This window comes from Corynebacterium sp. LaCa_70 (genome assembly GCF_058182015.1).
Map to the genome: position 1 here is coordinate 1,960,046 of NZ_CP190914.1, position 24,622 is coordinate 1,984,667.

At 55.7% G+C, this 24,622-nt stretch carries 38 protein-coding genes; 6 read left to right on the top strand and 32 right to left on the bottom strand.

Annotated elements, in window-relative coordinates:
• Nucleotides 1–40 precede the first annotated feature (40 nt).
• The 16 genes from rplQ to ACP8MI_RS08995 form a co-directional block, all read right to left on the bottom strand.
• Nucleotides 41–541: a 50S ribosomal protein L17 gene (gene rplQ / locus ACP8MI_RS08920; RefSeq protein ID WP_018121272.1), complete on the bottom strand. Its 501-nt coding sequence runs from the start codon at nucleotides 539–541 to the stop codon at nucleotides 41–43.
• A 144-nt stretch (nucleotides 542–685) separates the two neighbouring features.
• On the bottom strand, nucleotides 686–1,693 hold the full coding sequence (locus ACP8MI_RS08925; protein ID WP_018121273.1) for a DNA-directed RNA polymerase subunit alpha: 1,008 nt from the start codon (nucleotides 1,691–1,693) through the stop codon (nucleotides 686–688).
• An 81-nt stretch (nucleotides 1,694–1,774) separates the two neighbouring features.
• Complete coding sequence (gene rpsD / locus ACP8MI_RS08930) at nucleotides 1,775–2,380, bottom strand: 30S ribosomal protein S4 (RefSeq protein WP_049148436.1); 606 nt, start codon at nucleotides 2,378–2,380, stop codon at nucleotides 1,775–1,777.
• 21 nt (nucleotides 2,381–2,401) lie between these two features.
• Nucleotides 2,402–2,803: a 30S ribosomal protein S11 gene (gene rpsK, locus ACP8MI_RS08935; RefSeq protein WP_018121275.1), complete on the bottom strand. Its 402-nt coding sequence runs from the start codon at nucleotides 2,801–2,803 to the stop codon at nucleotides 2,402–2,404.
• Nucleotides 2,804–2,806: 3 nt separating this feature from the next.
• Complete coding sequence (gene rpsM, locus ACP8MI_RS08940; protein ID WP_018121276.1) at nucleotides 2,807–3,175, bottom strand: 30S ribosomal protein S13; 369 nt, start codon at nucleotides 3,173–3,175, stop codon at nucleotides 2,807–2,809.
• Between the two features lie 216 nt (nucleotides 3,176–3,391).
• Nucleotides 3,392–3,610 carry a translation initiation factor IF-1 gene (infA, locus tag ACP8MI_RS08945; RefSeq protein WP_018121277.1) on the bottom strand — a complete coding sequence of 73 codons (219 nt, stop codon included), beginning with the start codon at nucleotides 3,608–3,610 and terminating at the stop codon, nucleotides 3,392–3,394.
• A gap of 375 nt (nucleotides 3,611–3,985) precedes the next feature.
• Nucleotides 3,986–4,732 (bottom strand): L,D-transpeptidase, encoded by a 747-nt coding sequence (locus ACP8MI_RS08950; RefSeq protein ID WP_053084878.1) that lies wholly within the window; start codon nucleotides 4,730–4,732, stop codon nucleotides 3,986–3,988.
• A gap of 76 nt (nucleotides 4,733–4,808) precedes the next feature.
• Nucleotides 4,809–5,354 carry an adenylate kinase gene (locus tag ACP8MI_RS08955; protein WP_018121279.1) on the bottom strand — a complete coding sequence of 182 codons (546 nt, stop codon included), beginning with the start codon at nucleotides 5,352–5,354 and terminating at the stop codon, nucleotides 4,809–4,811.
• Nucleotides 5,354–6,679 carry a preprotein translocase subunit SecY gene (secY, locus tag ACP8MI_RS08960; protein ID WP_018121280.1) on the bottom strand — a complete coding sequence of 442 codons (1,326 nt, stop codon included), beginning with the start codon at nucleotides 6,677–6,679 and terminating at the stop codon, nucleotides 5,354–5,356. The genes ACP8MI_RS08955 and secY overlap by 1 nt, the downstream gene beginning before the upstream one ends.
• Before the next feature lie 368 nt (nucleotides 6,680–7,047).
• The gene (rplO, locus tag ACP8MI_RS08965) at nucleotides 7,048–7,497 is read right to left on the bottom strand and encodes a 50S ribosomal protein L15 (RefSeq protein ID WP_239211972.1); all 450 of its coding nucleotides are present in this window, start codon (nucleotides 7,495–7,497) and stop codon (nucleotides 7,048–7,050) included.
• Nucleotides 7,498–7,504: 7 nt separating this feature from the next.
• The gene (gene rpmD / locus ACP8MI_RS08970; RefSeq protein WP_018121282.1) at nucleotides 7,505–7,690 is read right to left on the bottom strand and encodes a 50S ribosomal protein L30; all 186 of its coding nucleotides are present in this window, start codon (nucleotides 7,688–7,690) and stop codon (nucleotides 7,505–7,507) included.
• 3 nt (nucleotides 7,691–7,693) lie between these two features.
• On the bottom strand, nucleotides 7,694–8,308 hold the full coding sequence (rpsE, locus tag ACP8MI_RS08975) for a 30S ribosomal protein S5 (protein ID WP_018121283.1): 615 nt from the start codon (nucleotides 8,306–8,308) through the stop codon (nucleotides 7,694–7,696).
• Between the two features lie 40 nt (nucleotides 8,309–8,348).
• Nucleotides 8,349–8,744, bottom strand: coding sequence for a 50S ribosomal protein L18 (gene rplR, locus ACP8MI_RS08980; protein ID WP_018121284.1), 396 nt, complete (start codon nucleotides 8,742–8,744; stop codon nucleotides 8,349–8,351).
• Between the two features lie 3 nt (nucleotides 8,745–8,747).
• Complete coding sequence (gene rplF / locus ACP8MI_RS08985) at nucleotides 8,748–9,284, bottom strand: 50S ribosomal protein L6 (RefSeq protein ID WP_049148431.1); 537 nt, start codon at nucleotides 9,282–9,284, stop codon at nucleotides 8,748–8,750.
• A 17-nt stretch (nucleotides 9,285–9,301) separates the two neighbouring features.
• Nucleotides 9,302–9,697, bottom strand: a complete 396-nt coding sequence (rpsH, locus tag ACP8MI_RS08990) for a 30S ribosomal protein S8 (RefSeq protein ID WP_018121286.1) — start codon at nucleotides 9,695–9,697, stop codon at nucleotides 9,302–9,304.
• A 364-nt stretch (nucleotides 9,698–10,061) separates the two neighbouring features.
• On the bottom strand, nucleotides 10,062–10,571 hold the full coding sequence (locus ACP8MI_RS08995) for a hypothetical protein (RefSeq protein WP_049148429.1): 510 nt from the start codon (nucleotides 10,569–10,571) through the stop codon (nucleotides 10,062–10,064).
• A 185-nt stretch (nucleotides 10,572–10,756) separates the two neighbouring features.
• Here ACP8MI_RS08995 and ACP8MI_RS09000 point away from each other — a divergent pair, with 185 nt between their 5' ends.
• Entirely contained in the window at nucleotides 10,757–10,930 is a 174-nt protein-coding gene (locus ACP8MI_RS09000) for a hypothetical protein (RefSeq protein WP_239211971.1), read from the top strand.
• A gap of 71 nt (nucleotides 10,931–11,001) precedes the next feature.
• On the opposite strand, the gene rplE is transcribed toward ACP8MI_RS09000, so the two are convergent.
• The 4 genes from rplE to ACP8MI_RS09020 all read right to left on the bottom strand — a co-directional run bounded on the left by rplE (nucleotide 11,002) and on the right by ACP8MI_RS09020 (nucleotide 13,125).
• Entirely contained in the window at nucleotides 11,002–11,556 is a 555-nt protein-coding gene (rplE, locus tag ACP8MI_RS09005) for a 50S ribosomal protein L5 (RefSeq protein ID WP_023018966.1), read from the bottom strand.
• 3 nt (nucleotides 11,557–11,559) lie between these two features.
• Nucleotides 11,560–11,874 (bottom strand): 50S ribosomal protein L24, encoded by a 315-nt coding sequence (rplX, locus tag ACP8MI_RS09010; RefSeq protein WP_018121290.1) that lies wholly within the window; start codon nucleotides 11,872–11,874, stop codon nucleotides 11,560–11,562.
• Nucleotides 11,875–12,246, bottom strand: a complete 372-nt coding sequence (rplN, locus tag ACP8MI_RS09015) for a 50S ribosomal protein L14 (RefSeq protein WP_018121291.1) — start codon at nucleotides 12,244–12,246, stop codon at nucleotides 11,875–11,877.
• Between the two features lie 243 nt (nucleotides 12,247–12,489).
• Nucleotides 12,490–13,125 (bottom strand): M20/M25/M40 family metallo-hydrolase, encoded by a 636-nt coding sequence (locus tag ACP8MI_RS09020; protein WP_053084877.1) that lies wholly within the window; start codon nucleotides 13,123–13,125, stop codon nucleotides 12,490–12,492.
• Nucleotides 13,126–13,464: 339 nt separating this feature from the next.
• On the opposite strand from ACP8MI_RS09020, the gene ACP8MI_RS09025 reads away from it, so the two are divergent.
• From ACP8MI_RS09025 to ACP8MI_RS09035, 3 genes are all read left to right on the top strand, one after another.
• Entirely contained in the window at nucleotides 13,465–14,487 is a 1,023-nt protein-coding gene (locus tag ACP8MI_RS09025; protein ID WP_049148426.1) for a FecCD family ABC transporter permease, read from the top strand.
• Nucleotides 14,484–15,632 (top strand): FecCD family ABC transporter permease, encoded by a 1,149-nt coding sequence (locus ACP8MI_RS09030; protein ID WP_239211969.1) that lies wholly within the window; start codon nucleotides 14,484–14,486, stop codon nucleotides 15,630–15,632. The genes ACP8MI_RS09025 and ACP8MI_RS09030 overlap by 4 nt, the downstream gene beginning before the upstream one ends.
• A 161-nt stretch (nucleotides 15,633–15,793) precedes the next feature.
• Nucleotides 15,794–16,600: an ABC transporter ATP-binding protein gene (locus ACP8MI_RS09035; protein WP_049148423.1), complete on the top strand. Its 807-nt coding sequence runs from the start codon at nucleotides 15,794–15,796 to the stop codon at nucleotides 16,598–16,600.
• Nucleotides 16,601–16,717: 117 nt separating this feature from the next.
• On the opposite strand, the gene ACP8MI_RS09040 is transcribed toward ACP8MI_RS09035, so the two are convergent.
• The 12 genes from ACP8MI_RS09040 to rpsJ form a co-directional block, all read right to left on the bottom strand.
• Nucleotides 16,718–17,692, bottom strand: coding sequence for an iron-siderophore ABC transporter substrate-binding protein (locus tag ACP8MI_RS09040; RefSeq protein ID WP_049167372.1), 975 nt, complete (start codon nucleotides 17,690–17,692; stop codon nucleotides 16,718–16,720).
• Between the two features lie 172 nt (nucleotides 17,693–17,864).
• Nucleotides 17,865–18,173 carry a 30S ribosomal protein S17 gene (gene rpsQ / locus ACP8MI_RS09045; RefSeq protein ID WP_049148420.1) on the bottom strand — a complete coding sequence of 103 codons (309 nt, stop codon included), beginning with the start codon at nucleotides 18,171–18,173 and terminating at the stop codon, nucleotides 17,865–17,867.
• 2 nt (nucleotides 18,174–18,175) lie between these two features.
• Nucleotides 18,176–18,406 (bottom strand): 50S ribosomal protein L29, encoded by a 231-nt coding sequence (gene rpmC, locus ACP8MI_RS09050; RefSeq protein WP_018121299.1) that lies wholly within the window; start codon nucleotides 18,404–18,406, stop codon nucleotides 18,176–18,178.
• Nucleotides 18,406–18,822 carry a 50S ribosomal protein L16 gene (gene rplP / locus ACP8MI_RS09055; RefSeq protein WP_018121300.1) on the bottom strand — a complete coding sequence of 139 codons (417 nt, stop codon included), beginning with the start codon at nucleotides 18,820–18,822 and terminating at the stop codon, nucleotides 18,406–18,408. Before rplP ends, rpmC begins: the two co-directional genes overlap by 1 nt.
• Before the next feature lie 3 nt (nucleotides 18,823–18,825).
• Nucleotides 18,826–19,563: a 30S ribosomal protein S3 gene (gene rpsC, locus ACP8MI_RS09060; protein ID WP_018121301.1), complete on the bottom strand. Its 738-nt coding sequence runs from the start codon at nucleotides 19,561–19,563 to the stop codon at nucleotides 18,826–18,828.
• Nucleotides 19,564–19,926: a 50S ribosomal protein L22 gene (rplV, locus tag ACP8MI_RS09065; protein WP_018121302.1), complete on the bottom strand. Its 363-nt coding sequence runs from the start codon at nucleotides 19,924–19,926 to the stop codon at nucleotides 19,564–19,566.
• Between the two features lie 3 nt (nucleotides 19,927–19,929).
• Nucleotides 19,930–20,205: a 30S ribosomal protein S19 gene (gene rpsS / locus ACP8MI_RS09070; RefSeq protein WP_018121303.1), complete on the bottom strand. Its 276-nt coding sequence runs from the start codon at nucleotides 20,203–20,205 to the stop codon at nucleotides 19,930–19,932.
• 16 nt (nucleotides 20,206–20,221) lie between these two features.
• On the bottom strand, nucleotides 20,222–21,058 hold the full coding sequence (gene rplB, locus ACP8MI_RS09075) for a 50S ribosomal protein L2 (RefSeq protein ID WP_049148417.1): 837 nt from the start codon (nucleotides 21,056–21,058) through the stop codon (nucleotides 20,222–20,224).
• A 24-nt stretch (nucleotides 21,059–21,082) separates the two neighbouring features.
• Nucleotides 21,083–21,385, bottom strand: coding sequence for a 50S ribosomal protein L23 (gene rplW, locus ACP8MI_RS09080; RefSeq protein ID WP_018121305.1), 303 nt, complete (start codon nucleotides 21,383–21,385; stop codon nucleotides 21,083–21,085).
• 1 nt (nucleotide 21,386) lies between these two features.
• Entirely contained in the window at nucleotides 21,387–22,046 is a 660-nt protein-coding gene (gene rplD / locus ACP8MI_RS09085; protein ID WP_049148415.1) for a 50S ribosomal protein L4, read from the bottom strand.
• A gap of 2 nt (nucleotides 22,047–22,048) precedes the next feature.
• Entirely contained in the window at nucleotides 22,049–22,699 is a 651-nt protein-coding gene (gene rplC / locus ACP8MI_RS09090; RefSeq protein ID WP_018121307.1) for a 50S ribosomal protein L3, read from the bottom strand.
• A gap of 62 nt (nucleotides 22,700–22,761) precedes the next feature.
• Nucleotides 22,762–23,067: a 30S ribosomal protein S10 gene (gene rpsJ, locus ACP8MI_RS09095; RefSeq protein ID WP_018121308.1), complete on the bottom strand. Its 306-nt coding sequence runs from the start codon at nucleotides 23,065–23,067 to the stop codon at nucleotides 22,762–22,764.
• A gap of 721 nt (nucleotides 23,068–23,788) precedes the next feature.
• Here rpsJ and ACP8MI_RS09100 point away from each other — a divergent pair.
• Both ACP8MI_RS09100 and ACP8MI_RS09105 read left to right on the top strand, forming a co-directional pair.
• A complete protein-coding gene (locus ACP8MI_RS09100; RefSeq protein WP_049148413.1) occupies nucleotides 23,789–24,265 on the top strand; it encodes an Asp23/Gls24 family envelope stress response protein in 477 nt (158 codons plus the stop codon).
• A gap of 2 nt (nucleotides 24,266–24,267) precedes the next feature.
• A complete protein-coding gene (locus ACP8MI_RS09105; RefSeq protein ID WP_053084873.1) occupies nucleotides 24,268–24,606 on the top strand; it encodes a hypothetical protein in 339 nt (112 codons plus the stop codon).
• The last annotated feature ends 16 nt before the right edge of the window (nucleotides 24,607–24,622 follow it).

A 24,622-nucleotide genomic window follows, 5' to 3' on the forward strand; every position in this document is an offset into this window, starting at 1 on the left:
TAAGGCCCAACCACTGCCCCATCGCTAGAAAGCCGCGAGATTACTTCTCGTCGGAATCCTGGCCGGCATCAACGGTGCCTGCACCCTCGGAGTCCATGGTGGACTCGTCGGATGGATCAGCGGAGTCGGTGTCGACATTCGCAGCAGCAGCCTTCGTGGTGCGCTCTGCGGAAGCGGTAACGGTCTCTTCCAGCACCAGAGAGATCTGGGTCATTGGAGCGTTGTCACCGGTGCGGTTCTCGAGCTTCACCAGACGGGTGTAGCCACCGTCGCGCTTTTCGAACTTCGGAGCCAGTTCGTTGAACAGACGGGCTACGGCATCCTTCTGTGGAACCTGTGCGAGTACTTCGCGACGGTCAGCCAGGGTGCCGGAACGAGCCTTGGTGATTAGCTTCTCTGCGTATGGACGCAGCAGCTTAGCCTTGGCGTCGGTGGTTTTGATGGAGTCGTGCTCGAACAAAGCAGCGGCCAGATTCGACAGAATGTGACGCTGGTTGCGAGCCGAGCCTCCAATTCGGGCGCCTCGTTTTGGAGTAGGCATAGTGTTTCTCCTCGTTAATTTTCAATGAGCGCGGTGCGAGATTTCGGCTGTACAGGCTTGGGCCATCGTCGGAAACCGTTGAGCCAACAGAGGCGACGATATTGCTCAAGCGCTGGAACCTAATCTCGCCAGAACATATGCGCTTTACTCGGAATCTTCTGCGGGATCCTTGAAGTCGCCCGTTTCTGCGTCGTAACCTTCCAACACAGTTGGGTCGAAGTCTTCTGGGGCATCCTTCAGAGTCAGATTCAGGTTCGCCAGCTTAATCTTGACCTCGTTGATCGACTTCTGGCCGAAGTTGCGGATATCCAGCAAATCCGATTCGGTGCACTCTGCGAGCTCACCAACGGTGTGGATTTCCTGGCGCTTCAGGCAGTTGTACGAGCGAACGGAGAAGTTCAGATCCTCGATCGGCATACCGTAGGCTGCGATGTATTCGGACTCCTGTGGGGATGGTCCGATTTCGATGCCTTCTGCCTGGGTGTTGAGCTCACGGGCCAAGCCGAACAGCTCTACCAGGGTGCCGCCGGCCGAAGCCAGGGCGTCGCGGGCAGTAATCGAGTTCTTGGTCTCGACGTCGATGATCAGCTTATCGAAGTCGGTACGCTGCTCAACACGAGTTGCCTCAACCTTGTAGGACACCTTCAGCACCGGCGAGTAGATCTGGTCTACCGGGATGCGTCCGATGTCTCCGGAAGTTGGGGCAGCCGGAACGTAGCCACGTCCGCGCTCAACAACGAGTTCCATTTCGAAACGGGCGTCGTCGTTCAGCGATGCGATGTGCAAATCCGGGTTGTGAATCTCCACGCCAGCTGGTGGCTGGATATCTCCGGCAGTGATGTTGCCGGCGCCCTGCTGGGAGACGTACATAACGACAGGCTCGTCGGAATCCGACGAAAGGACCAGGTCCTTGACGTTTAGGATGATCTCCGAAACGTCTTCCTTTACGCCGTTGATGGTAGTGAACTCGTGCAGGACACCGTCGATCTTCACGGAAGTAACCGCAGCCCCAGGGATCGAGGACAGCAGCGTACGACGCAGCGAGTTACCCAGGGTGTAACCGAAGCCCGGCTCCAGTGGCTCGATGACGAACTTGGAGCGCGAAGAATCAATGAATTCTTCGGTCAGCTGGGGACGCTGTGAAATAAGCATGAATTTTCTCCTTTGGCGCCCGCTATTTGACGCCGGTTAGGACAACAATAAGGAAAGAAAAGCTGAGGATATGAAGCTGGATTACTTCGAGTAAAGCTCGACGATGAGCTGTTCTTGCAGCGGAACGTCGATCTGAGCGCGCTCGGGCAGCTGGTGCACGAGGATGCGCAAGGTTTCAGGAACAACCTGCAGCCAAGCCGGAACGACGGCGTCGGCCAGGGCGTCCTGGGCTTCTTCGAACCACTGCATCTTCTGCGAACGTGGGCGAACGTCGATGATGTCGTACTGGGTGACCGAGTAGGACGGGATGTCGATGTTTTTGCCGTTCACGGTGAAGTGTCCGTGGGAAACCAGCTGACGTGCCTGACGGCGAGTCTTTGCCAGACCTGCTCGGTAGACGACGTTGTCCAGACGGGACTCCAGCAAGATGACGAGGTTGTCACCAGTCTTGCCGTTCAGGCGGTTCGCCTCGGTGTAGTAGCGACGGAACTGACGCTCCAGAACACCGTAGGTGTACTTTGCCTTCTGCTTTTCCTGCAGCTGCAGCAGGTATTCAGATTCTTTGATGCGGTTGCGTCCGGCGTGTCCTGGTGGGTAAGGACGACGCTCGAATGCCAAGTCTCCGCCGACTAGGTCGACGCGCAGACGGCGAGATATGCGGGTTGCGGGGCCAATATAACGAGCCATTTCTTAAACCTCTTCCTTCCCCTAGAACTTACGCTTTTTCGGTGGGCGGCAGCCATTGAATGGGTGCGGAGTGCCATCGGTGATGGAGTTGACCTCAAGGCCTGCTGCCTGCAGGGAACGAATAGCGGTCTCACGGCCAGAGCCCGGACCCTTAACGAAAACATCGACCTTTTTCATGTTGTGATCCATTGCCTTGCGGGCAGCGTTTTCCGCGGCCATCTGTGCGGCGAATGGAGTGGACTTACGGGAGCCCTTGAAACCGACGTGTCCGGACGAAGCCCATGCGATAACGGCACCGGCTGGGTCGGTAATCGACACGATGGTGTTGTTGAAGGTCGACTTGATGTAGGCGTGGCCGTGGGCCACGTTCTTCTTTACGACGCGACGGCCACGACGTGCGCCAGAGCGAGTCTTTGGAGGCATAAACTACTTCTTCTTTCCTGCGATCGTCTTCTTTGGACCCTTACGGGTACGTGCATTGGTCTTGGTGCGCTGACCACGGACAGGCAGGCCACGACGGTGGCGCAGACCCTGGTAGCTTCCAATCTCAATCTTGCGACGGATGTTGGCCTGTACCTCACGACGAAGGTCACCTTCGACGGTGTACTGAGCCTCGATCTGGTCACGCAGCGACGACACCTGGTCATCGGTGAGAGCGTCGGTGCGCAAGTCAGGAGAGATGCCGGTAGCTTCCAGCAGCTCGGCGGCACGGGTTGGACCGATGCCGTAGATGTAGGTGAGAGCGATCTCCATACGCTTATTGCGTGGGAGATCCACACCAGCGAGACGTGCCATAAGGCGAGTCCTTTCGGGGTATTTGCGGTGGTTTTCTCCCTACCCGCCCTGATTCAGGTTGTGACAAAACATTTCTGCCGGTAGCAGATTTCTGCTATGCGCATGGTGCCTTGCACGACATGTCAGGCTCCGGCCACCGCGGCCTGAGGTGAACGAACAATATGCCCGCGGCATTACCTGCGGGCGAATTGTTTTGAGTAGGGAGGCTTACAGTCTTTACTTGTAGCGATAGACGATGCGGCCACGGTTCAGGTCATATGGGGACAGTTCCACAACGACCCGATCCTCTGGGAGGATACGGATATAGTGCTGGCGCATCTTACCCGAAATATGAGCAAGCACCTCATGTCCGTTGTCTAGCTCGACTTTGAACATTGCGTTTGGCAAAGGCTCGGTTACCCGTCCTTCTACCTCAATTGCGCCTTCCTTAGCCATATCCTCCGGCTTCCTGGCACAGCCACGGCTGCGCCGATTGCTTGTCTATTGCTTCTTTGGCCTGTTGTACTCGGAAAATCTGCACTGCTGTGCAAATGACAAAACACCGGCCATGGCCGGTGTCAGTGCTCGTTAGCTGCGTAAACAGCATCACGGTAAAGCTTTGACAGACCAGATCCCAACTATACAGAGCGCTATCAGCAAAAACAAACTTTTGCTAGCGGACGCGCTAACCTGACGCACTAACGAGGTAGGAAATGCGGAACTTGGGATCTGCCAGGAGTCGGGATTACGTCCAATCTGCCGCGATACTAGCAAATGCTGGAAATACCGAAGGCAGCTAGAAACGAGCAATTGATTACTAGTAGATGAATACTAGTAAATGAATACCTTGTCTCCGATGTTCAGGTGGTTCCAAAAAGCGATCGCATCCTGGTTCGGCAAACGAACACAACCGGCGGAATCATATGCCGGGGATCCCTCGTGGAACGCGTGACCATTATTCGTGAAATAGATCGCGTACGGCATTGGAGCGTTGTTGAACTCGTACGAGATCTCGTCTTTCACCTTACGGTTCACGTTAAATGTACCGCGTGGAGTGTCTTGGCCTGGTTTACCAGGTGCCATGGCAGACGCCACGTGCGTCACGTTGCCATGCCCGTCTTGCAACCAAGTACGACGACCATCGATGTCCACACAGACCCGAGCGTCGGCTGGACATGCTCCAGTATCGATGTGCGGTCCGCGCGCCGGAGCAGGAGTCATGGGTTCGACTGGGCCTTGGGCAGCGCGGGCTGCTTCTTGCTTTTGCGCTACCAACCCAGGGAAAACAACGTCGAGTGCTTGGTCAATGGAGTGCGCAACTCCCCCACCAAACTGCGGATTCAACGTGTTCGCCTGGTGTACCAATTGATTGCGAAGCTCCCAGGCTCCATCACGGTTGCGTTGGTCAAATTGTTGAACCAACTGGTTAAAATCTGGGAGGGCCGGGGCCTGGAAGTTGTTCGCGATCTCCGAAGATCCGGGGAGACCTTGTGCGTGAGCGGATGCTGTCGGGAAGAGAGCCGAAGCCAACATCGCGACGCTGCCGACGATGCCGGCGAGCAATTTACGGGAGTTCATGGGAAAGTGCGTCCTTTTGTGAAAAATCGGTACCGCGTGTATGCGGCGCCTTACGGAAAAATATGCGCTGAGCTACTTATTTCCCCAACGCGGACATGGTGCGCTGGTTAATCTCGTCAATTTCGCCTTCGGCTTGCACGTTGATGACATCATCGCCGTAGTGCTTAATCAGGGGGATCACTTCGTCGCGATAGACCTGAAGCCGAGTACGAATCACGTCTTCCGTGTCATCGGAGCGGCCACGAGCTTTCATCCGCTCGATTACTTCTTCTTCGGAGACTTCAAAGTTGATGACATGATCAAGCCGCAGATTCTTCTTCGCCAGCAGGTCTTCCAAAATTTCGGCCTGTTCGACAGTGCGAGGGAAACCGTCGAGAAGAAAGCCCTCATCGGCATCCGGTTCTTCCAGGCGGGATTCCACCATCCGGGCAGTGACGTCGGTAGGCACCAACTTGCCCGCGTCAATGTATTCCTTGGCCTCGACGCCCAAAGGGGTTCCCTCCGAAATATTGGCACGGAACAAGTCGCCAGTAGAGATGTGTGGGATATTCAGCTTCTCACTGAGAATTTCAGCCTGAGTGCCTTTTCCGGCTCCGGCTGGGCCAAGGAGTACCAATCGCATTATTTGAGCAGCCCTTCGTAGTTGGATTGCAAGAGTTGGGATTCAATTTGCTTCACTGTGGTCAACGCCACGGATACCATAATCAGGATAGCAGTACCGCCGAATGCAGTCATACCGGCGGAATCCTGTGAACCGACCCCCATGTCAAGCGCGAGGTTTGGCAGGATGGCAATAAATGCCAGATAGATGGAACCGACAAACAACAAGCGGTTCATCACGAAGCTGAGATACATCGCTGTTGGCCGTCCCGGGCGGATTCCAGGAATGAAGCCGCCGTATTTCTTCATGTTCTCAGCTTGCTCGTGCGGATCGTATTGAATCGAGGTATAGAAGTACGAGAAGAAGATAATGAGCGTCACATATACCAGGATGTAGACGTACGATGACGGCGATTGTAGGTTGGCGATGACGTTGCGCATCCACCAGTTATCTGGAGGTGTCGGATTCGAAGAGTTCACGATTTCCGTGATCAACACCGGCATGTAAATTAGCGACGATGCGAAGATCACTGGAATAACACCAGCCTGGTTAACCTTCAGAGGCAAATACGTCGACGATCCGCCGTATTGGCGCCGACCAACCATGCGCTTTGCGTACTGCACAGGGATGCGTCGCTGACCTTGCTCCATAAACGTAATGCCAACGACCAAGGCGACAACAGCCGCGCAGACCACAGCGAAAACGACTCCACCGTTGTCCTGCAAAATGCGGTAACCGTCGGACGGCAAACGCGTCGCAATACCAGCAAAAATGAGCAAGGACATACCGTTACCGATGCCCTTTTCCGTGATGAGCTCGCCGAGCCACATAACAAGGATCGCGCCGGTCGTCATTACCGTAACCAGAAGGATCAGGTCGAATACGGTGCGATCCGGATCCAAAACTTCCACGCCTTGCCCAAGAAGTTGGTTCCTATCAGCCAGTGCCACGATGCCAGCAGACTGCAGAAGTGCTAATGCCAGGGTCATGTACCTGGTGTACTGAGTCATCTTCGCCTGGCCGGATTGGCCTTCCTTCTTCAACTGCTCGAAGTGAGGAATCACCACGGTGAGAAGCTGAGAAATAATTGACGCCGTGATGTACGGCATGATGCCGATCGCAAAGATCGATAGCTGCAGCAACGCACCACCAGAGAACAGGTTGATGACGGAATATAGGCTGTCATCTTCTTGTGTCAGCTCATGGAGCCGTCCGGAAATATTCTGGTAGTCCACACCCGGCGAAGGGATCTGGGCACCGACGCGGTAGATCACGATCAGCAGAATCGTAAACAGAATCTTGCGTCGAAGATCCGCATCCTTAAAAGCCTGAATGATGGCAGACACTAAAGCCTCCTAGCCCAACTACTGCCACCGTGGAAAGTGACGCAAAGGCAACCGATATTTTCTTCATTAGTGAGCGCCTGCGCGCGGCCTCTCAACATCCACGCTCAAGCGCCAGCGCGCGCACATGTACGCGTGACCTTAGTAGCCTACCAGTCATCAGCAACTGAAAACACTTTCAGGCGTGTGCAATAGGACAACCTTAGTGTTTTACAGGAAAAATAGTCAGCTGTAAGGGTAGGCCGCACACGTTCATCGATAATCTCGCTTCCAACCATGCAGCCCTAGGTAGGCGAAAACCCCTGGCACCTGCATCAGCAGGAACCAGGGGCTACGACTATCACAGCACGGAGTGCTCGTGCACCAACCGCTTAAGCTTTGTTGGTGGAGCCTCCAGCGGCTTCGATTTTCTCGACAGCCGACTTAGAGAACTTCTGAGCAGTGACGTTGATCTTTACAGAGATCTCGCCGTTGCCCAGCACCTTGACTGGTTGGTTCTTGCGAACCAGACCATTGTTGACAAGGTCAACGACGGTAATGTCGCCGCCCTGTGGGAAGGTCTTTTCCAGGTCAGAAACATTGACAACCTGGAAGACAACCTTGTTTGGGTTCTTGAAGCCACGCAGCTTCGGCAAACGCATCTGGATTGGCATCTGGCCACCCTCAAAGTTTGCCGCTACCTGCTTACGTGCCTTAGTACCCTTGGTACCGCGACCGGCAGTCTTACCGCGCTTACCGCCTTCACCGCGACCGACGCGGCGTTTTGCCTTGTTTGCACCCTTTTCCGGGCGCAAATCGTGCAGCTTGATGATATCGCTCATGGTATATCTACTCCCCTGCCACTTCTTCGACGGTGACCAGGTGGCGCACCTTCTGAATGATGCCACGGATCGCCGGGGTGTCCTTCTGGACAACAGAGTGGCGAATGCGCTTGAGGCCCAGTGCTTCCATGTTGGCCTTCTGATTCGGCGTGGTGCCGACCAGGCCACGTGTTTGCGTAATCTTCAGAGCCATGGTTTATGCCTCCTGTCCTGCGCGAGCGCGCAGCATACGGGCTGGGGTAACCTCTTCGACGGACTTGCCACGACGTGCAGCAACTTCCTCTGGGCGCACCAGCTGTTTCAGGCCGTCCACGGTGGCGCGGACGACGTTCAGAGCGTTATCCGAACCCAGCGACTTGGACAGGATGTCCTGGACGCCGGCGCACTCCAGAACTGGACGCGCGGCACCACCGGCGATGACACCGGTACCGGGTGCAGCTGGCTTCAACATGACGACACCGGCTGCATCTTCACCCTGTACTGGGTGAGTGATGGTTCCGCCAATCATTGGGACGCGGAAGAAGTTCTTGCGTGCTTCTTCTGCGCCTTTCTGGATTGCGGCTGGAACTTCCTTGGCCTTGCCGTAGCCAACACCGACCATACCTTCGCCGTCACCGACGATGACCAGAGCGGTGAAGCTCATATTGCGGCCACCCTTGACGGTCTTGGAAACCCGGTTGATGGCTACGACGCGCTCGATGTATTTATCGCGCTCGTTGTCCTGGTTGCGACGATCGTTACGACGATTGTTGCGATCGTTCTTCTTGTTGTCGGCGGAGCGTCCGCCGTCGCGCTGATCACGATCCGACATTACGCGTCCTTTCCGTTGGTGTGTGCAACTGCGTTGATCATTAGAACTTCAGACCACCTTCACGTGCGGCATCAGCGAAAGCAGCAACGCGGCCGTGGTATTTGTAACCGGCACGGTCAAAAACAACTGCTTCGATGCCTGCTTCTTGGGCACGCTGTGCGATCAGCTTGCCAACCTCGGCACCACGTGCCTTCTTGTCACCCTCGGCGTCGCGGATCTCCATGGTGGAGGCCGCAGCCAGGGTGTGACCAGCGAGATCGTCGATCAGCTGAGCGTGCAGGTGGCGCGCCGTGCGGTGAACGACCAAACGTGGGGTCTGTGGGGTTCCACGCAGCGTCTTGCGAATACGGAAATGACGGCGGGCACGTGCTTCACGACGGCGGGAGGAAATATCCTTACCGACCGGGGTGCGCTTGGTGTTTTCAGAATTAGACATTGCTTACTTACCCGTCTTTCCGACCTTGCGACGTACCTGTTCGCCGACGTAGCGAATGCCCTTACCCTTGTAAGGATCGTGCTTACGCAGGCGACGGATGTTCGCCGCAACTTGGCCAACCTGTTGCTTGTCGATACCAGAGATAGAGAACTTGGTGTTGCCGTCCACAGCGAAGGTGATGCCTTCATCAGCTTTCACCGGCACAGGGTGCGAGTAGCCCAAAGCGAACTCGAGATCCTTGCCCTTTTGCTGGACACGGTAACCAACACCGTGGATTTCCATCTTGATTTCGTAGCCCTCGGTTACACCGACCACGCAGTTGTTCACCAAGGAACGTGCCAAACCGTGCAGAGAACGGTTTTTACGGTGGTCATCCGGGCGAGAAACACGGAGTTCGCGGTCTTCTTGGACGATGGAAATTGGCTCTGGAACATCAACCTGCAAGGTGCCCTTTGGCCCCTTGACGGAAACGTTCTGGCCATCGATTTTTACCTCGACGCCGCTAGGGACGGCGATTGGTGCCAAACCAACTCGTGACATTAATAATCACCCTTCCCTTACCAGACGTAGGCGATGACTTCTCCGCCTACGCCTTTCTGCTCAGCCTCGCGGTCCGTCAATAGGCCGTGGGAGGTGGAAATGATAGCCACACCCAGTCCGCCCAGGACCTTAGGAAGTTCCGTTGCCTTGGCGTAGACACGCAGACCAGGCTTGGAAACGCGGCGCAAACCGGACAGGGCGCGCTCGCGGTTGTTGTACTTCAGCTCCAAAGACAGGGTCTTCTTAGCCTTCTCACCTTCGACGGAAAAGTCAGTGATGTAGCCTTCTTGCTTCAGGATTCCAGCGATATTCGCCTTGATCTTGGATGCAGGCATGGACACGGTGTCGTGCTGCGCATGGTTAGCGTTGCGCACCCGTGAGAGCATGTCTGCAATCGGGTCAGTCATGGTCATGCGGTGACCTTGAACCTTTCTCGTTGCGGTTCCCAAACTCACCTTAGGGCGTTACCGGGCTGTTTTGGGCAACTCGGCGCTCCCATGCTCAATAGCATGATCGCTCGCTACCTCGATGAAGCTCGGTCGCCATGATGGCGAGGGGCCTACAACAAACGTAGGAAAAACTTACAAGTCTGTGCGCACAGAATAAACGCCAGAAGGAGTTATCACATCGACGCACTATCTGTTTTCGGATCGTGGTTTTAGGCACACGTATCCCAAAAAGCACAAGACGCCCCAACCCTAGCAGGATTGGGGCGATTCGGCCAACCGCTAGAACGGCTAACCGATTCCAAATGCCAATTTCACCGGGAAATTAATTTTAGGAGTTCTTCTTGGCGTCTTTCTTAGCCTTTCGTGCCGCCTTCTTGGCAGCTTTCTTTTCTGCCTTGGCGATCTTCCGATCCTGCAGTGCACCCGAGATGCGATCCTGCTGGTCCAGAGCGATCAGCCCGGTGCCAATCGCCACCATCATGGAGTCCTTCGCGATAGACATGCCATCCTGAGATGGGCGGATGCCATCCTCGCGGGTCATGTCGTCGTTACGGAAGTAAATGCTCAACAAGCCGGCGCCAAAGGTGGTCAGTGCGAGACCGGCAAGGCGGTTAGAAACGAATGGAGCCAACAGCGCACCACCGACGGCAACTTCGGAAGCACCGATGATAGTGCCAAATTTATCGGATGGCAGTTCCTTTACCTGAGGGATGCCCGTAGCAGCAAAGTCCTGCAGACCTTTCGACGACTCTGCATCCATACCTAACTTGGAAATGCCCGAATCAGCGATAAGTGCACCTGGGATAGCGCGGAGAAGAATGCTTGGGATTGTAGACATAGTTATTGGCTCCTTGTAGGTTTCGTGTATTACCACTCTAAATAGCAATTGGGGCCATTCTAGCAAAACACGCAGATGATTAATTTGACAATACACCGCCAGATCCATTGCGTAGCAGGTTGCCATTGCACTGGCACGATAAGCAGGTACGCGTACTGTGGTGACAAGAGATAAAAAGCGGCGGGATGATTGGATCCGTTTTTACAGCCATGCTGCTGTTCGGGCTTTTTCAATGGTTGTTGTACTTCATACGTGATTCTTCTGAATTAATCATCGCCGTCATCCCCAGCCTCATCGCTTTTCTTGCTGCATGGTATTTCTTCCCAAGAAGAAAACAAACCAAGGACACCAAAAAATGACTTTAACCCCTCCGGTTTCATGCCGAAGGGGTTAAAGTACTTAACAAACAGACTTATTCAGTCCTACATACCTACTTCTTGAACGGGAATCCCAGTTCACGAAGCAGCGCACGACCTTCATCGTCGTTGGTAGCGCTGGTGACAACGGTGATGTCCATACCACGTGGACGATCTACCTTGTCGATATCGATCTCGTAGAACATCGTCTGCTCGGACAGGCCGAAGGTGTAATTGCCGTGGCCGTCGAACTGCTGATCGGACAAGCCGCGGAAGTCACGAATACGTGGCAACGCGATGGTCAGCAGACGATCCAGGAACTCCCACATACGGTCGCCGCGCATGGTGACGCGTACGCCGATTGGCATGCCTTCACGCAGCTTGAAGTTCGCGATGGACTTCTTTGCGCGACGCAGCTGTGGCTTCTGACCGGTAATCAGAGTCAGGTCCTCAACCGCACCGTTGATCAGCTTGGAGTCGCGAGCAGCATCGCCAACACCCATGTTGACAACAACCTTGACAACACCAGGGATCTCCATGACGTTCTCGTAGGAGAATTCGTCATTCAGCTTGTTCTTGATTTCGTCGCGGTAACGGGTTTTCAGACGTGGAGTGTAGTTGTCGCTCATGCCTTAAATATCCTTCCCGTTGCGACGAGCAATGCGGACTTTCTTGCCGTTCTCGTCAAAGCGGTAGCCAACGCGAGTTGGGTTACCGTCAGAATCGAGCACCGCGACGTTCGAGACGTGGATTGGTGCTTCCTGGGTAACGATTCCGCCAGACTCAGCGCCACGCTCCGGCGCGGAGTTCGCAACGTGCTTCTTGATGCGGTTGACGCCCTCAACCAAAACCTTGTTGGTCTTTGGGTATGCCTCAATGACCTTGCCTTGCGCGCCCTTATCTGGGCCCGAAATGACCTGGACCATATCGCCCTTATGTACCTTCACCTAGATCACCTCCGGTGCGAGAGAAACAATCTTCATGAACTTCTTCTCACGCAGCTCACGAGCGACAGGCCCGAAGATACGGGTACCGCGTGGGTCATTATCGTTGGAACGAAGAATGACAGCAGCGTTTTCGTCGAAAGCAATGTAGGAGCCGTCTGGACGACGGGTTTCCTTCTTTGCGCGAACGATGACGGCGCGAACGACGTCACCCTCTTTCACGTTTCCACCTGGGACTGCTTCTTTGACAGTAGCGACAACAATGTCACCAATGCCTGCGAAGCGTCGCACGGATCCGCCGAGAGCCCGGATGACGAGAATTTCTCGTGCACCGGAGTTGTCGGCGACCTTCAGGCGCGATTCTTGTTGAATCACAGTTGGTCTCCTGACCTGGATTTATGTGCGAAAAGATTTCCGTCCTGATCGCACTCGGTCTTGTTCTTGCAGCTACCTGATGCTTGTCGACGAACACACCACCGGCGGTTAACTGAAATTCATGCAATTAACTGGTGTCGGTGGCGGTCGAAGGGTCTCGGCGGTTGTGATTCGGAAACGCACCACAAACACGCCGACCAGCATCGGCAACCCTGCTATTCAACCACAAGCTGTGGCGATTGTTCAAGCCAGACTGTCGTCCCGGTTCTCTGGGTGCCAATCCAACGCGGCAGCAGTAAACAGCTTGGTCCCCAATATCAGCGCCCGCTCATCCGGGTTGAAATCTGGCTGGTGTAAATCCTGCTTATCGCCTTTGCCATCCCAGGTACCCAAACGCGCCATCGCCCCGGGCACGTCGCGCAGATACCACGCAAAATCTTCTCCACCACTGGATTGCGGCGTGCCAACGATCTCAAGATCACCATCCAATGCCGCCGCGGCCCGGTTGAACGCGGTATTGGATTTCCCGTCGTTATCAACCGGTGGTACGCCTTGGATCCATTCCAGGTCCCAGTCGATGCCATAAGCAGCGAGCAAACCACCGATGATCTCGCGCACTAGCTCCTCGGCACGTTCCCAGACTTCTACCGAGGCGCTCCGCAGGGTGCCCTGCAATTCTACGGTCGCAGGAATCGCGTTACCCGCTACCCCACCTTCGACACGCCCCCACGTCAGCACGGTGGCATCTCGGGCATCCAAGCGTCGGTCCAAGGCAGCATTCACACCAGTGATGACCACCGCCATCGCATGGATGACATCCTGCGTCATGTGCGGGCGTGCAGAATGCCCGCCATCACCGGAAATGCGGAGGGTCAACATGGCATTCGACGAGGTAATCGACCCAGTGCGCGTCTCATGCGATCAACGATTTGGAATTCTTCTTCCAACCTAAGCTTGAGCTGATCACGCGAGGGATCTGGACAATGTGCTGGAGTTGCCACGCATCACACAGAAGTGAACTACATCAAACAAAGTGATGAGGTGCTCATTTCTACCCCCGAACAGGAACGATTGCGGGGAAGCCGAAAAGAAACCGGTAGCTGCCGACAGCCCCGATAGCCTAGGCATGGCTTATTCTCTAATTAAAGGGTAGGCTCCCCTTTTGGAAGAAATGTTTCACCGGGTTCACTAGTGACTCCTCACAACGAAGGATGGTCCATGCAGGCACCTGCACTTTTTGCACGGCGCACACTGGGCATGCTGCTGATCCTTATCGCCATGGCTGCCACGGTGTGCATCAGCCTCGCCCTCGGGGCCAACCCGTTACCCGTGCGCGAAGTATGGGACGGCCTGCTCGCCCATGACAATTCCGAAGCCGCGATCATCGTGTGGACACTGCGCATCCCCCGCACCGTCGTCGCAGTCATTACTGGCGCGGCATTCGGCGTGGCGGGCGCCCTCATCCAAGCCTTAACCCGCAATCCACTCGCCGATCCAGGCATCCTCGGTGTCAACGCCGGTGCGGGTTTTGCCGTGACCATTGGTGTCGGATTTTTTGGCTTGACCAGCATCAGCGGCTATATCTGGTTCGCATTCCTCGGCGCGGCCGTGACCACCGCGGTGGTGTATTTCATCGGTTCCGGAGCCGCACTCGGCGCCAACGGAAAAGCCAACCCCGCCACCCTGGTGCTCGCCGGCGTCGCCCTTGCCGCGGTGTTATCCGGCGTCACACAGTTTCTCACTTTGCTCGACCCCAACACCTTCCAAGCCATCCGCAGCTGGGGATTGGGCTCGGTCGCCCGGGCAGAGCTTGCCGATACCGCACTGGTCGCCCCCTTTCTTGCCGCCGGTCTGGTGGTTGCTTTGGCGATTTCCCCATCGTTAAATTCCATTGCGCTTGGCGACGACCTCGCCTCTGCTCTCGGCACCAAAATCGTGCGTACCCGCGTGCTTGGCATCATCGCAATCACCTTGCTCGCCGGTGGTGCCACTGCACTGACCGGTGGGTTGGCCTTCGTAGGACTGATGGTGCCTCACGTCGTGCGTTGGATCGTCGGACCAGACCAACGATGGATTCTGCTGTACTCCGCCTTAGCAGCCCCAGTGTTGGTACTAGCGGCCGATATCATCGGGCGCATCATCGCGCGCCCCAGCGAAATTGAAGTAGGCATCGTCACCGCAGTGCTGGGCGCACCGGTACTGATCATGCTGGTACGGCGTCGGAAAGCGAGTGGACTATGAGCGCAGACAACACCCCAGCAACACACGGCACACCCCACAACAAGTCATCTCACAACGACGCACCCTACAGCGGCACGGTGCTCCCGGAAGTCACGCACGGCTACCGACGACTGGTTATCCGCAATCGGTGGGTCTCGTTGCACTTTCCGACGCGCGTCCTGGTCACCGCACTGGGATTGCTGCTGCTCGCGCTCATTGGTGCCGTCGCGGCTATCACGCTCGGGGAATACCCTTTAAGCCTTGGCGAGGTATTCAGTGCATTGTTCAGCCGGGGCGGTGGCTTCGATTCCACGATCGTGCGCGAATGGCGCCTGCCCATCGCCGTGGCCGCAGTCGCCTTCGGCGCATTGCTCGGCGTCGGTGGAGCAATTTTCCAATCGCTGACCCGCAACCCGCTAGGGTCGCCGGATGTCATCGGCTTCGATGCTGGTGCTTATACAGCCGTGGTGATCACCATGCTCGTCGTCGGCACGAGTAATTTTTGGGCAATTGCCGGTGCGTCCATCGTCGGCGGGATCATCACAGCCCTGGTGGTGTACCTATTGGCCTGGCGCAAGGGTGTGCAGGGGTTTCGGCTGATCATCGTCGGCATTGGTGTTTCGGCAATGCTGACATCGATCAATTCGTATCTGATCACCCGCGCCGATGTGGAAGAAGGCATCCAAGTTGGTTTTTGGGCGGCCGGATCCATTACGAAAGTCACGTGGCAGGGGCTCGTGCCGACGATGCTCCTGGGCATCATTGTCGTCATTGCCGCCGCCGGATACTCCCGTGCCTTGCGGCACCTGGAGCTAGGCGACGACGCGGCAACCACCCAGGGATTTGCAGTTAATCGCGCACGGCTGGGGTTGATCGTGATTGGCGTTGCTACCACCGCCTTAGTCACGGCAGCCGCGGGGCCGATCTCATTTATTGCGCTGGTGGCACCGCAAATCGCCCGGCGCATCATGCGCACAGCCGGGGTGTCCTTACTGGGCGCGGCCGCCATGGGGGCTACCCTGCTCACCGGAGCGCACATATTATCGCTGGTCATCGCGACGTTCTACCGACAAATCCCCGTCGGGCTTATCACCGTAGTTATCGGTGGCTTGTACATGCTCTGGCTGCTACTGCGCGAGTCCACCCGCCGCTATGGAACCGGCTAAACATCTCCGGGCGTTTGAAGGCTGCCCGGCCAGACGGCTGCGTAGCAGAGCGGCTGCAGAGGAGGCTGAGCGCACCAATCCGAGTAATCACCAGACCCCATAATCGCTCAACCCCGTAATCATTACATCGCCAACCGCGACGAAAAGCGAGAACCTAGACTATGAACACCGCACAACCCGAACCACGGCTCCGCATCGTTGACGCCACCGTGGGTTATGAAACCGCAACAATTTCGCGTGGGGTTAACGTCGATATCCCCCATCAGTCTTTTACCGCCATCATCGGTCCGAATGGCTGCGGCAAATCAACATTGCTGCGCGCTTGTTCACGGGTGCTCACTCCTTCAGAGGGCCAGGTTTTGCTGGACGGCACGGCAATTACTGACCTCCCCGCCAAACACGTGGCGCAGCAATTAGGGTTATTGCCGCAATCTTCTACTGCCCCGGACGGGATTCGCGTCGCCGATCTGGTCGCGCGCGGACGCGCACCGTACCAGAGTTTATTTCGGCAGTGGGACGCTAACGATGAACAGGCAGTAGCCGATGCTTTATCCGCGACTCGCCTCACGGATATATCTGGCAAGTTAGTCTCGGAATTATCCGGTGGGCAACGCCAACGAGTGTGGATTGCTATGTTGTTGGCACAGCAGACGCCGATCATGCTGTTGGATGAACCCACCACATTTTTGGATATTGCGCACCAGTACGAACTCTTGGAACTATTGCGGGATTTCCATGAACAAGGAAAAACCATCGTCGCGGTGCTGCATGATTTGAACCAGGCAGCACGTTACGCCGATCATCTCATCGTCGTGAAAGACGGTGCGGTTGTCACCACCGGAGCACCAAGCGACGTGGTCAATTCCGAGTTGATTGAAGAGGTTTTTGGGCTCGCTGCACAGGTAGTTCCCGACCCTGTCACGGGCACACCGATGGTATGCCCCACCGATCCGCGGGCCAGTCGGTAGGCCGCTTACCAAAAACGAGCGCGTGACCACTAAGGTACGCGCGGCGTTGTGCGCAAAGCTAACAAGACGTCCGCATCCCCCCAAGTCAGCTAGCCCATGAGAACTTTTGGCTTGTGACTATTTATTGGATTCCTTCAGCTTGTCATCGAATTTGCTGATTGAGTACGGAATAGTCAGCGGATTAGGCAAGGACATGGCGGTGCCAGTGAGTGCGTCAAAGTAATATACGTTGCCGTTTTTCACAGCGTCAATGTTTTGAAAGGCCTCTTGGGACTTGATCTTGTCGGCAGAGCCCTCCCAATCGAGGATGAACAGGTAGTCAGCCTGGTTATACTCGCTAAAGTTCTCTGGTGCAATGGTACGGTAGAACTCACCGTCGGCGTCTTGTAACTCTTCCGGGATGACGAAACCTAAGTCCTCGATAAATTGACCACGACCATCCCCCGACGTGTAGAGACTCAGCTGATTGTCATATGGCAGTGCGATTGCGGCGGTCTTGCCTTGCAGCTCTGGATGAGACTTTCGGAATTCTTCGAAAGCTTCGTTGGTATCGTCGATCAGCTTTTGGCCTTCGTCTTCCTTATCCAAAGCTTTGGCAATTGTTTCTACTTGTTTTTCCCACGGGATCTGCCAGTCTTTGTCTTCTTCCGAGTGCACTGTGGTTGGCGCAATCGATTCAAACTTCTTTTTCGTCTCGTCGTCGATCGCATGATTCACCGCGATGATTTTTGTCGGGTCGGTAGCCGCGATAGCTTCGATCTTCTGCTGATCGAAGCCCGTCGAGGTATCTTCAATAACCGCTGGCTTCTTATCCCCCAACAAATCTTCAGCCCATGGCCCAACCGCGTCCGTAGCTCCCGCCCATGGCGCGACAGCAACCGGAGTTTCGCCTAATGCCAATACCGTGTCTGCATCGCCAAGACCGACAGCGGCGATGCGTTCTTCGGAAGTCGCCTCACTGCTTTTCGCCTCCTCACTACCGGACGGGTTCGAAGAAGCTGAGTCCGACGTACTAGAACAACCAGCCGCAAGCAGTGCCAATGCAGCCAAGCTTGTAGTCACTTTTGTCTTGGTCCCGAGATACTTGTGCATATTTTACCCTTTCATTAGGCTCCCCTGCTGTTATTTACCAAAGGCTAGCCTAGCACCCGGGGGCCAGCTACAAACGAAACCCCCGATTTCCTTTGATTGGAAACGGGGGTTGCGAACCGGGGCCAATTATACGTACCCGGGACTTCAGACTAGTTCGAAAACTAGATGCAGACTACTTAGCCTTTTCGACGATCTCGGCGAGACGGTAGTGCTTGTCCTTGGACAGCGGACGAGTCTCGACGATGCGGACGCGGTCACCGATGCCGGCAATTTCGTCTTCATCGTGTGCCTTGACCTTGCTGTTCGAGCGCATGATCTTACCGTACAGTGCGTGCTGCTTACGGTCCTCGAGCTCGACGACAATGGTCTTTTGCATTTTGTCAGATACGACGTAGCCGATCCGTACCTTGCGGGCGCCCTTTTCCTTGTCTTTCTTCGGGGTAGGGCCCTTGGTGGAATCTGTCACAGTTGCCTCACTCATAGTTATGCCTCAGCTCCTGGAGTCTCGGTCATACCCAACTCACGCTCACGAAGCACGGTGTAGACGCGGGCAATGTCACGCTTGACGACGCCGATGCGACGGTTGTTGGTCAGCTGACCGGTAGCCAGTTGGAAACGCAAGTTGAAAAGTTCTTCCTTGGCGTCACTCAGACGCTGCTTGAGCTCGTTATCGTCGAGCTCACGGAACTCAGATGCAGGGGTACCTGTTGCCATTAGAGCTGGTCCTCCTTCTTGATGATGCGGACCTTGCATGGCAGCTTTTGGCTGGCACGACGCAGAGCCTCAACCGCGACTGCTTCGTTCGGGTACGACATTTCGAAAAGTACGCGGCCAGGTTTGACGTTGGCAACCCACTTTTCGACAGGTCCCTTACCGGAACCCATACGTACACCGAGTGGCTTTTGCGTCAGTGGACGGTCCGGGAAGATGTTGATCCACACTTTACCTCCACGCTTGACGTGGCGGTTGATCGCAATACGTGCAGACTCAATCTGACGGTTGGTCACGTACGCCGGCTCGAGGGCCTGGATTGCGTAGTCACCGAAGTTGATGCGGTTTCCGCCTTTGGAGACACCGCTACGCTTCGGGCGGTGCTGGCGACGGAATTTCACGCGCTTAGGAATAAGCATGCTTTAGTCCTTCTTCTGCTGAGCGCGCTGGCGGCGCTGGCCACCACGGCGAGGACGACGATCGCCCCGGCCACGACGCTCGGATGGTGCGTTCAGTTCGGATTCCCGTACGCCGCCGACGACGTCGCCCTTGTAGATCCACACTTTGATGCCGATGCGGCCAAAGGTGGTGTGGGCTTCGGCGGTGCCGTAGTCAATTTCTGCACGCAAGGTGTGCAGAGGGACGCGACCTTCGTGGTAACGCTCAACGCGGGACATGTCAGCGCCGGCCAGACGACCGGAGCACATTACCTTGATGCCCTTGACCTGTGGCTGACGCATCGCGGACTGGATTGCCTTGCGCATAGCGCGACGGAAGGCAACGCGGTTCACGAGCTGCTCAGCGATCGACTGGGCAACCAAGGTGGCGTTGGCGTCGACTTGCTTGACCTCGAGGATATTCAACGCGACCATCTTGCCGGTCAGCTTCTCCAGCTCACGGCGGATGCGGTCAGCTTCGGCACCACGACGGCCGATAACGATGCCCGGACGAGCAGTGTGGATGTCTACGCGGACGCGGTCGCGAGTGCGCTCGATAACGACGTCTGCGATGCCGGCACGCTCAAGTCCCTTGGACAAGAAGTTGCGGATCTTGATGTCTTCGGCCACGTAGTCTGCGTAGTCTTTTTCAGCAAACCAGTGGGTATTCCAGTTAGCGGTAATACCCAAACGTAGGCCGTGTGGATGGATCTTGTTACCCATTTACTTGGCACCTTCTTCCTGGCTTTCGACTACCACAGTGATGTGGCTGGTGCGCTTGCGGATCATGAACGCACGACCCTGAGCACGCGGTTGGAAACGACGCATGGTTGGACCTTCGTTGGCATAAGCCTCGGAGACAACCAATGTGCTTGGGTTCAGGCCGAAGTTATTTTCTGCGTTAGCGGCAGCCGAAGCAACCACCTTGGCTACTGGCTTTGCAGCAGCCTGCGGAGCGTACTTCAGAATCGCTAGAGCTTCAGATACTGACTTTCCGCGCACCAGGTCGATGACGCGACGTGCCTTCATTGGGGTTACACGCACGTACCGAGCAGTGGCGGATGCGCTGGTGATAACGTCACTCATCGCTTATCGCCTCTTCTTATCTTCTTTGACGTGACCCTTGAAGGTCTTGGTAGGTGCAAATTCGCCGAGCTTGTGGCCGACCATGGAATCTTCCACGAAAACGGGAACGTGCTTGCGGCCATCATGCACCGCAAAGGTGTGCCCGATGAAGTCCGGCAAAATGGTGGAACGGCGGGACCAGGTCTTGATTACCTGCTTGGTGCCCTTTTCGTTCTGAGCGTCCACCTTGTTGAGGAGGTGCTCATCGACGAACGGGCCTTTCTTTAGGCTGCGTGGCATATCGTTTTACCTCCTCTTAGCGTTTCTTGTTCGGGCGACGACGGCGCACGATCATGTTGTTGGAATAACGGTTCGGGTTCCGGGTACGGCCTTCCTTCTTGCCCCATGGGGACACTGGGTGGCGACCACCGGAGGACTTACCTTCACCACCACCGTGTGGGTGGTCGATCGGGTTCATAACGACACCACGAACGGTTGGACGAACGCCTTTCCAGCGCATACGACCAGCCTTACCCCAACGGATGTTCATCTGCTCAGCGTTACCTACGGCACCGACGGTGGCGCGGCAACGAATGTCGACTCGACGAATTTCCGAAGAAGGCATACGCAGAATGGCATACTTGCCTTCTTTACCCAACAACTGGATTGAGGAACCAGCGGAACGTGCCAGCTTGGCACCTGCGCCTGGCTTCAACTCAACAGCGTGGATGGTCGTACCAGTCGGAATATTGCGCAACGGTAGGTTGTTACCCACCTTGATGTCGGCGTCTGGACCGGACTCAACGATGGTGTTTTGCTTCAAGCCCTTTGGAGCAATGATGTAGCGCTTTTCACCGTCGGTGTAGTGCAGCAAAGCAATGTTTGCGGTGCGGTTTGGATCGTATTCAATGTGCGCAACCTTGGCCTGAACGCCATCTTTGTCGTTGCGACGGAAATCGATCAGACGGTAACGACGCTTGTGGCCGCCACCAATGTGCCGAGCGGTGATGTGTCCGTGTACGTTACGACCACCGGTTTTGTGCAGTGGACGCAGAAGCGACTTTTCCGGGGTGGACCGGGTAATTTCCTGAAAGTCGGAAACGGAGCTCGCGCGGCGACCCGGAGTTGTCGGCTTGTATTTACGAATAGCCATAATTCTTCCTTACCTTCCGAAGTCTTAGGCGTTAGCGCCAAAGATATCGATGGAGTCGCTGCCCTCGCGAAGAGTTACGTAAGCGCGCTTGGTTGCCTTCCGACGACCAAAACCGGTGCGGGTGCGCTTGCGCTTACCTTCACGGTTCAGGGTGTTCACGGAAGCGACCTGCACGCCGAAGATTTCTTCAACGGCATGTTTGATCTGGTTCTTATTGGAGTCCTTGGCGACGGTGAACGTGTAGGTGTTCTGCTCCATCAGACCATAGGACTTCTCGGAAACAACCGGAGCGATGATGATATCGCGTGGGTTTACGATTTTTGCCATGTTAGTTTTCCTCCCCTGCAACGGCTGCTTCTGCGCCGCGGTTAATGAAAGTGTGCAGGGCTGCAGCCGAAAATACGACGTCATCGGAGTTCAAAACGTCGTAGGTGTTGAGCTGCCCGGAGTCCAAGATGTGGACGTTTGGCAGGTTGTTGGCGCTGCGTTGTGCATTCAGATCTTCACGGTTGATAACCAGCAAGATCTTCTTGTTCGAAGAAACGCGCTCCAGGAATGCCTTTGCCTTCTTAGTGGAAGGTTCCTGGCCTGGTACCAATTCCTCGATGACGTGGATGCGACCATTGCGTGCGCGGTCAGACAACGCACCGAACAAGGCAGCCTTGATCATTTTCTTAGGGGTCCGCTGTGCGTAGTCACGTGGGACGGGACCATGCACGATGCCACCACCGGTGTAGTGCGGTGCACGGATCGATCCCTGACGAGCACGGCCGGTGCCCTTCTGACGAAATGGCTTACGGCCACCACCACGGACTTCGCCGCGGGTCTTTACCTTGTGGGTACCGGAACGACCGGCAGCGAGCTGAGCGGTGACAACCTGGTGCATGGTGGCAACCGAGGTGTTTACGTCAAAAATCTCTGCTGGCAGGTCAACGGTACCGTTGGTGGAGCCTTCAGCGGTTTGTACATCTAGCGTGAGGTTACTCATGCTTATGCACCACCCTTCACAGCAGTCTTAACGGTGACGACGCCCTTGTTGACACCAGGGATAGCGCCCTTGATGAGCAACAGGTTTGATTCTGCGTCGATCTTTTGAATTTTGAGGTTTTGGGTGGTGACGCGGTCACGACCCATGCGGCCAGCCATGCGCTTACCTTTGAAAACACGGCCTGGGGTTGCAGCACCACCAATGCCACCGACGCGACGGTGTGCAGCTTGGTTACCGTGGGCGGCGCCCTGTCCAGCAAAGCCGTGGCGCTTCATGGCACCGGCATAACCTTTACCCTTGGTGATACCCGTGACATCAACGAGGTTTACGCCCTCGAAAATGTCAACGGTGACTTCCTGGCCAACCTCGTACGCGGAGGTATCGTCCATACGGATTTCCGCTACGTGGCGACGCGGGGTAACGCCAGCTTTCTTGAAGTGACCGGCCTGCGGCTTAGCAGTTTTACGTGGGTCGATCTCGCCATAGGCGATTTGGATGGCGGTGTAGCCGTCCTTTTCTTTGGTGCGGATCTGGGTGACCACGCAAGGACCAGCTTCGACGACAGTGACCGGAACAACCCGGTTGTTTTCGTCGAAGACCTGAGTCATGCCGAGCTTGGTGCCCAGAATGCCCTTGATCTCTTTTTCGCTCATTATTTGTTCTCCACTGACAGTTTTAGACAGTCGTAGTTTTGTACTGAGTTTTCGCTTCGCGATTACTGAATGTTGACATCAACGCTGGCCGGAAGATCGATGCGCATCAATGCGTCAACGGTCTTTGGCGTCGGGTCGAGAATGTCGATCAAGCGCTTGTGAGTGCGCATTTCGAAGTGTTCACGCGAATCGGTGTACTTGTGTGGAGAACCGATAACGGCATAGACGTTCTTTTCAGTCGGCAGTGGCACAGGCCCAACAACACGGGCGCCGGTGCGTGTGACAGTCTCGACAATTTTCTTGGCCGAGACATCAATTGCCTCGTGATCGTAGGCCTTGAGCCTAATGCGGATTTTTTGTCCCGCCACGATTATCCTCTTCCTCGCTTGCTTTCGTGCGCTGGGCGACGAAAGCTCGCTTTTCGATTTCTCTGCAACGTTGTCCGCATCCAGGGCTAACTGCCTGCAAACAACGTCAGTATTCGGTCCTTGTTGACACGCACCGGATTCGGCCAGACACGCAAATCACTGCGCGCTATGCCAGAAAAGCCCCGGTGGAACCTGACTGTGTACTGCCGCTGTTTACTTGCTATGCCCCTTCTCCGGCACTACCGCTCGGGATGTTCTGTCTGAAGGCGACGAACCTTGCCCGATTGGCAGCCCTTCTGTGCATGTGTTGTGGTCCCTGATGTTTTGAGAGTTTTTTAGGAACCATGCACGACGAAGGTGTCATGATTGCTTGGCCACAATGCATCTGGCTACCCAACTATGGATAGGCGGAATACATCCTGTCTAAGCAACCTAGCTATTCAATCACGTCACGAGCCATAATTCAAGCCTTTCTAATCCCACCCCACGCAGTGCCCCCGTAGTATGATATGTATCACTAAAACTGAACGCACATGGTGATTTTTCCGTAAGATAAAGTCAGCCAACAGATCTTGGACACACTCAGGTGTGATCCATAATGCTTGGCCGATACAGAAACACCCCGGGTGTGCCACCGTTCAACATCAGGCACACCGTGCGGCTCGTTAGCCTCCGGGGTCTCATTTTTTAACCATGAGACAGCAGAAAGGTAGGCGCCACAATGGCCGACCAAAAACAGAACCAGAACCAGTCTTCTGACAACACCCCTGCTCGCAAGGTGAACAGCAACCTGGAAACCGAGCACGGCACCACCACCATCGATGACGGTGTCGTCGGCAAGATCGCTGGCCTGGCTACCCGCGAAGTTTCGGGTGTTGCTGCCCTGGGTTCGACGTCCCAGCGTGTCATGGGTTCCATCCGTCAGACTTTCGGTTCCGAAGATGTCAAGCAGGGTGTCTCCGTCGAGGTAGAAGAAGGCACCGCTCACGTCGAGGTAGCAATTACCGCGGAATACGGCGTAGCTATCCACGAGCTTGCCGACGCTATCCGTCGCAACGTTATCTCCGCCGTAGAGCGCATGACCGGGCTGGACGTCTCTGGCGTCGACGTCAACGTACACGACGTGAAGTTGCCTGGTGATGACGAAGAAGAGCAGGACGACGAGCAGACCGCAATCTCTTCGGGCCAGGATCGCTAAACATGGCCGCAACTCAAGCACCCCAGCTTGAGGTGGCGGATGCGCGATCCATCGCATCCAAAGTTGCAGAAGTTCACGGGGTAGCAGCGCTCCATCACGGTCGATTCGGTGAGGTTGCCCTGCTTTACCCCGGTGAACGCGTTTCTGGCCTACGCCGGGTATCTGGTGCAGGTGAACAACACATCGAGATTCACGTCATCGCTGATTTTTCGGCGGGTGTCAATTTATACGATCTCGCATCTGATATTCGCGATGTTGCTCAGAAAGCCTGCTCCATCGAACTTGGTCGCGTGGACGTGATCTTTTCTGATGCCACCGATAGCTCCACATCTAACCAGTAGTAAGACTTTTGAGGAC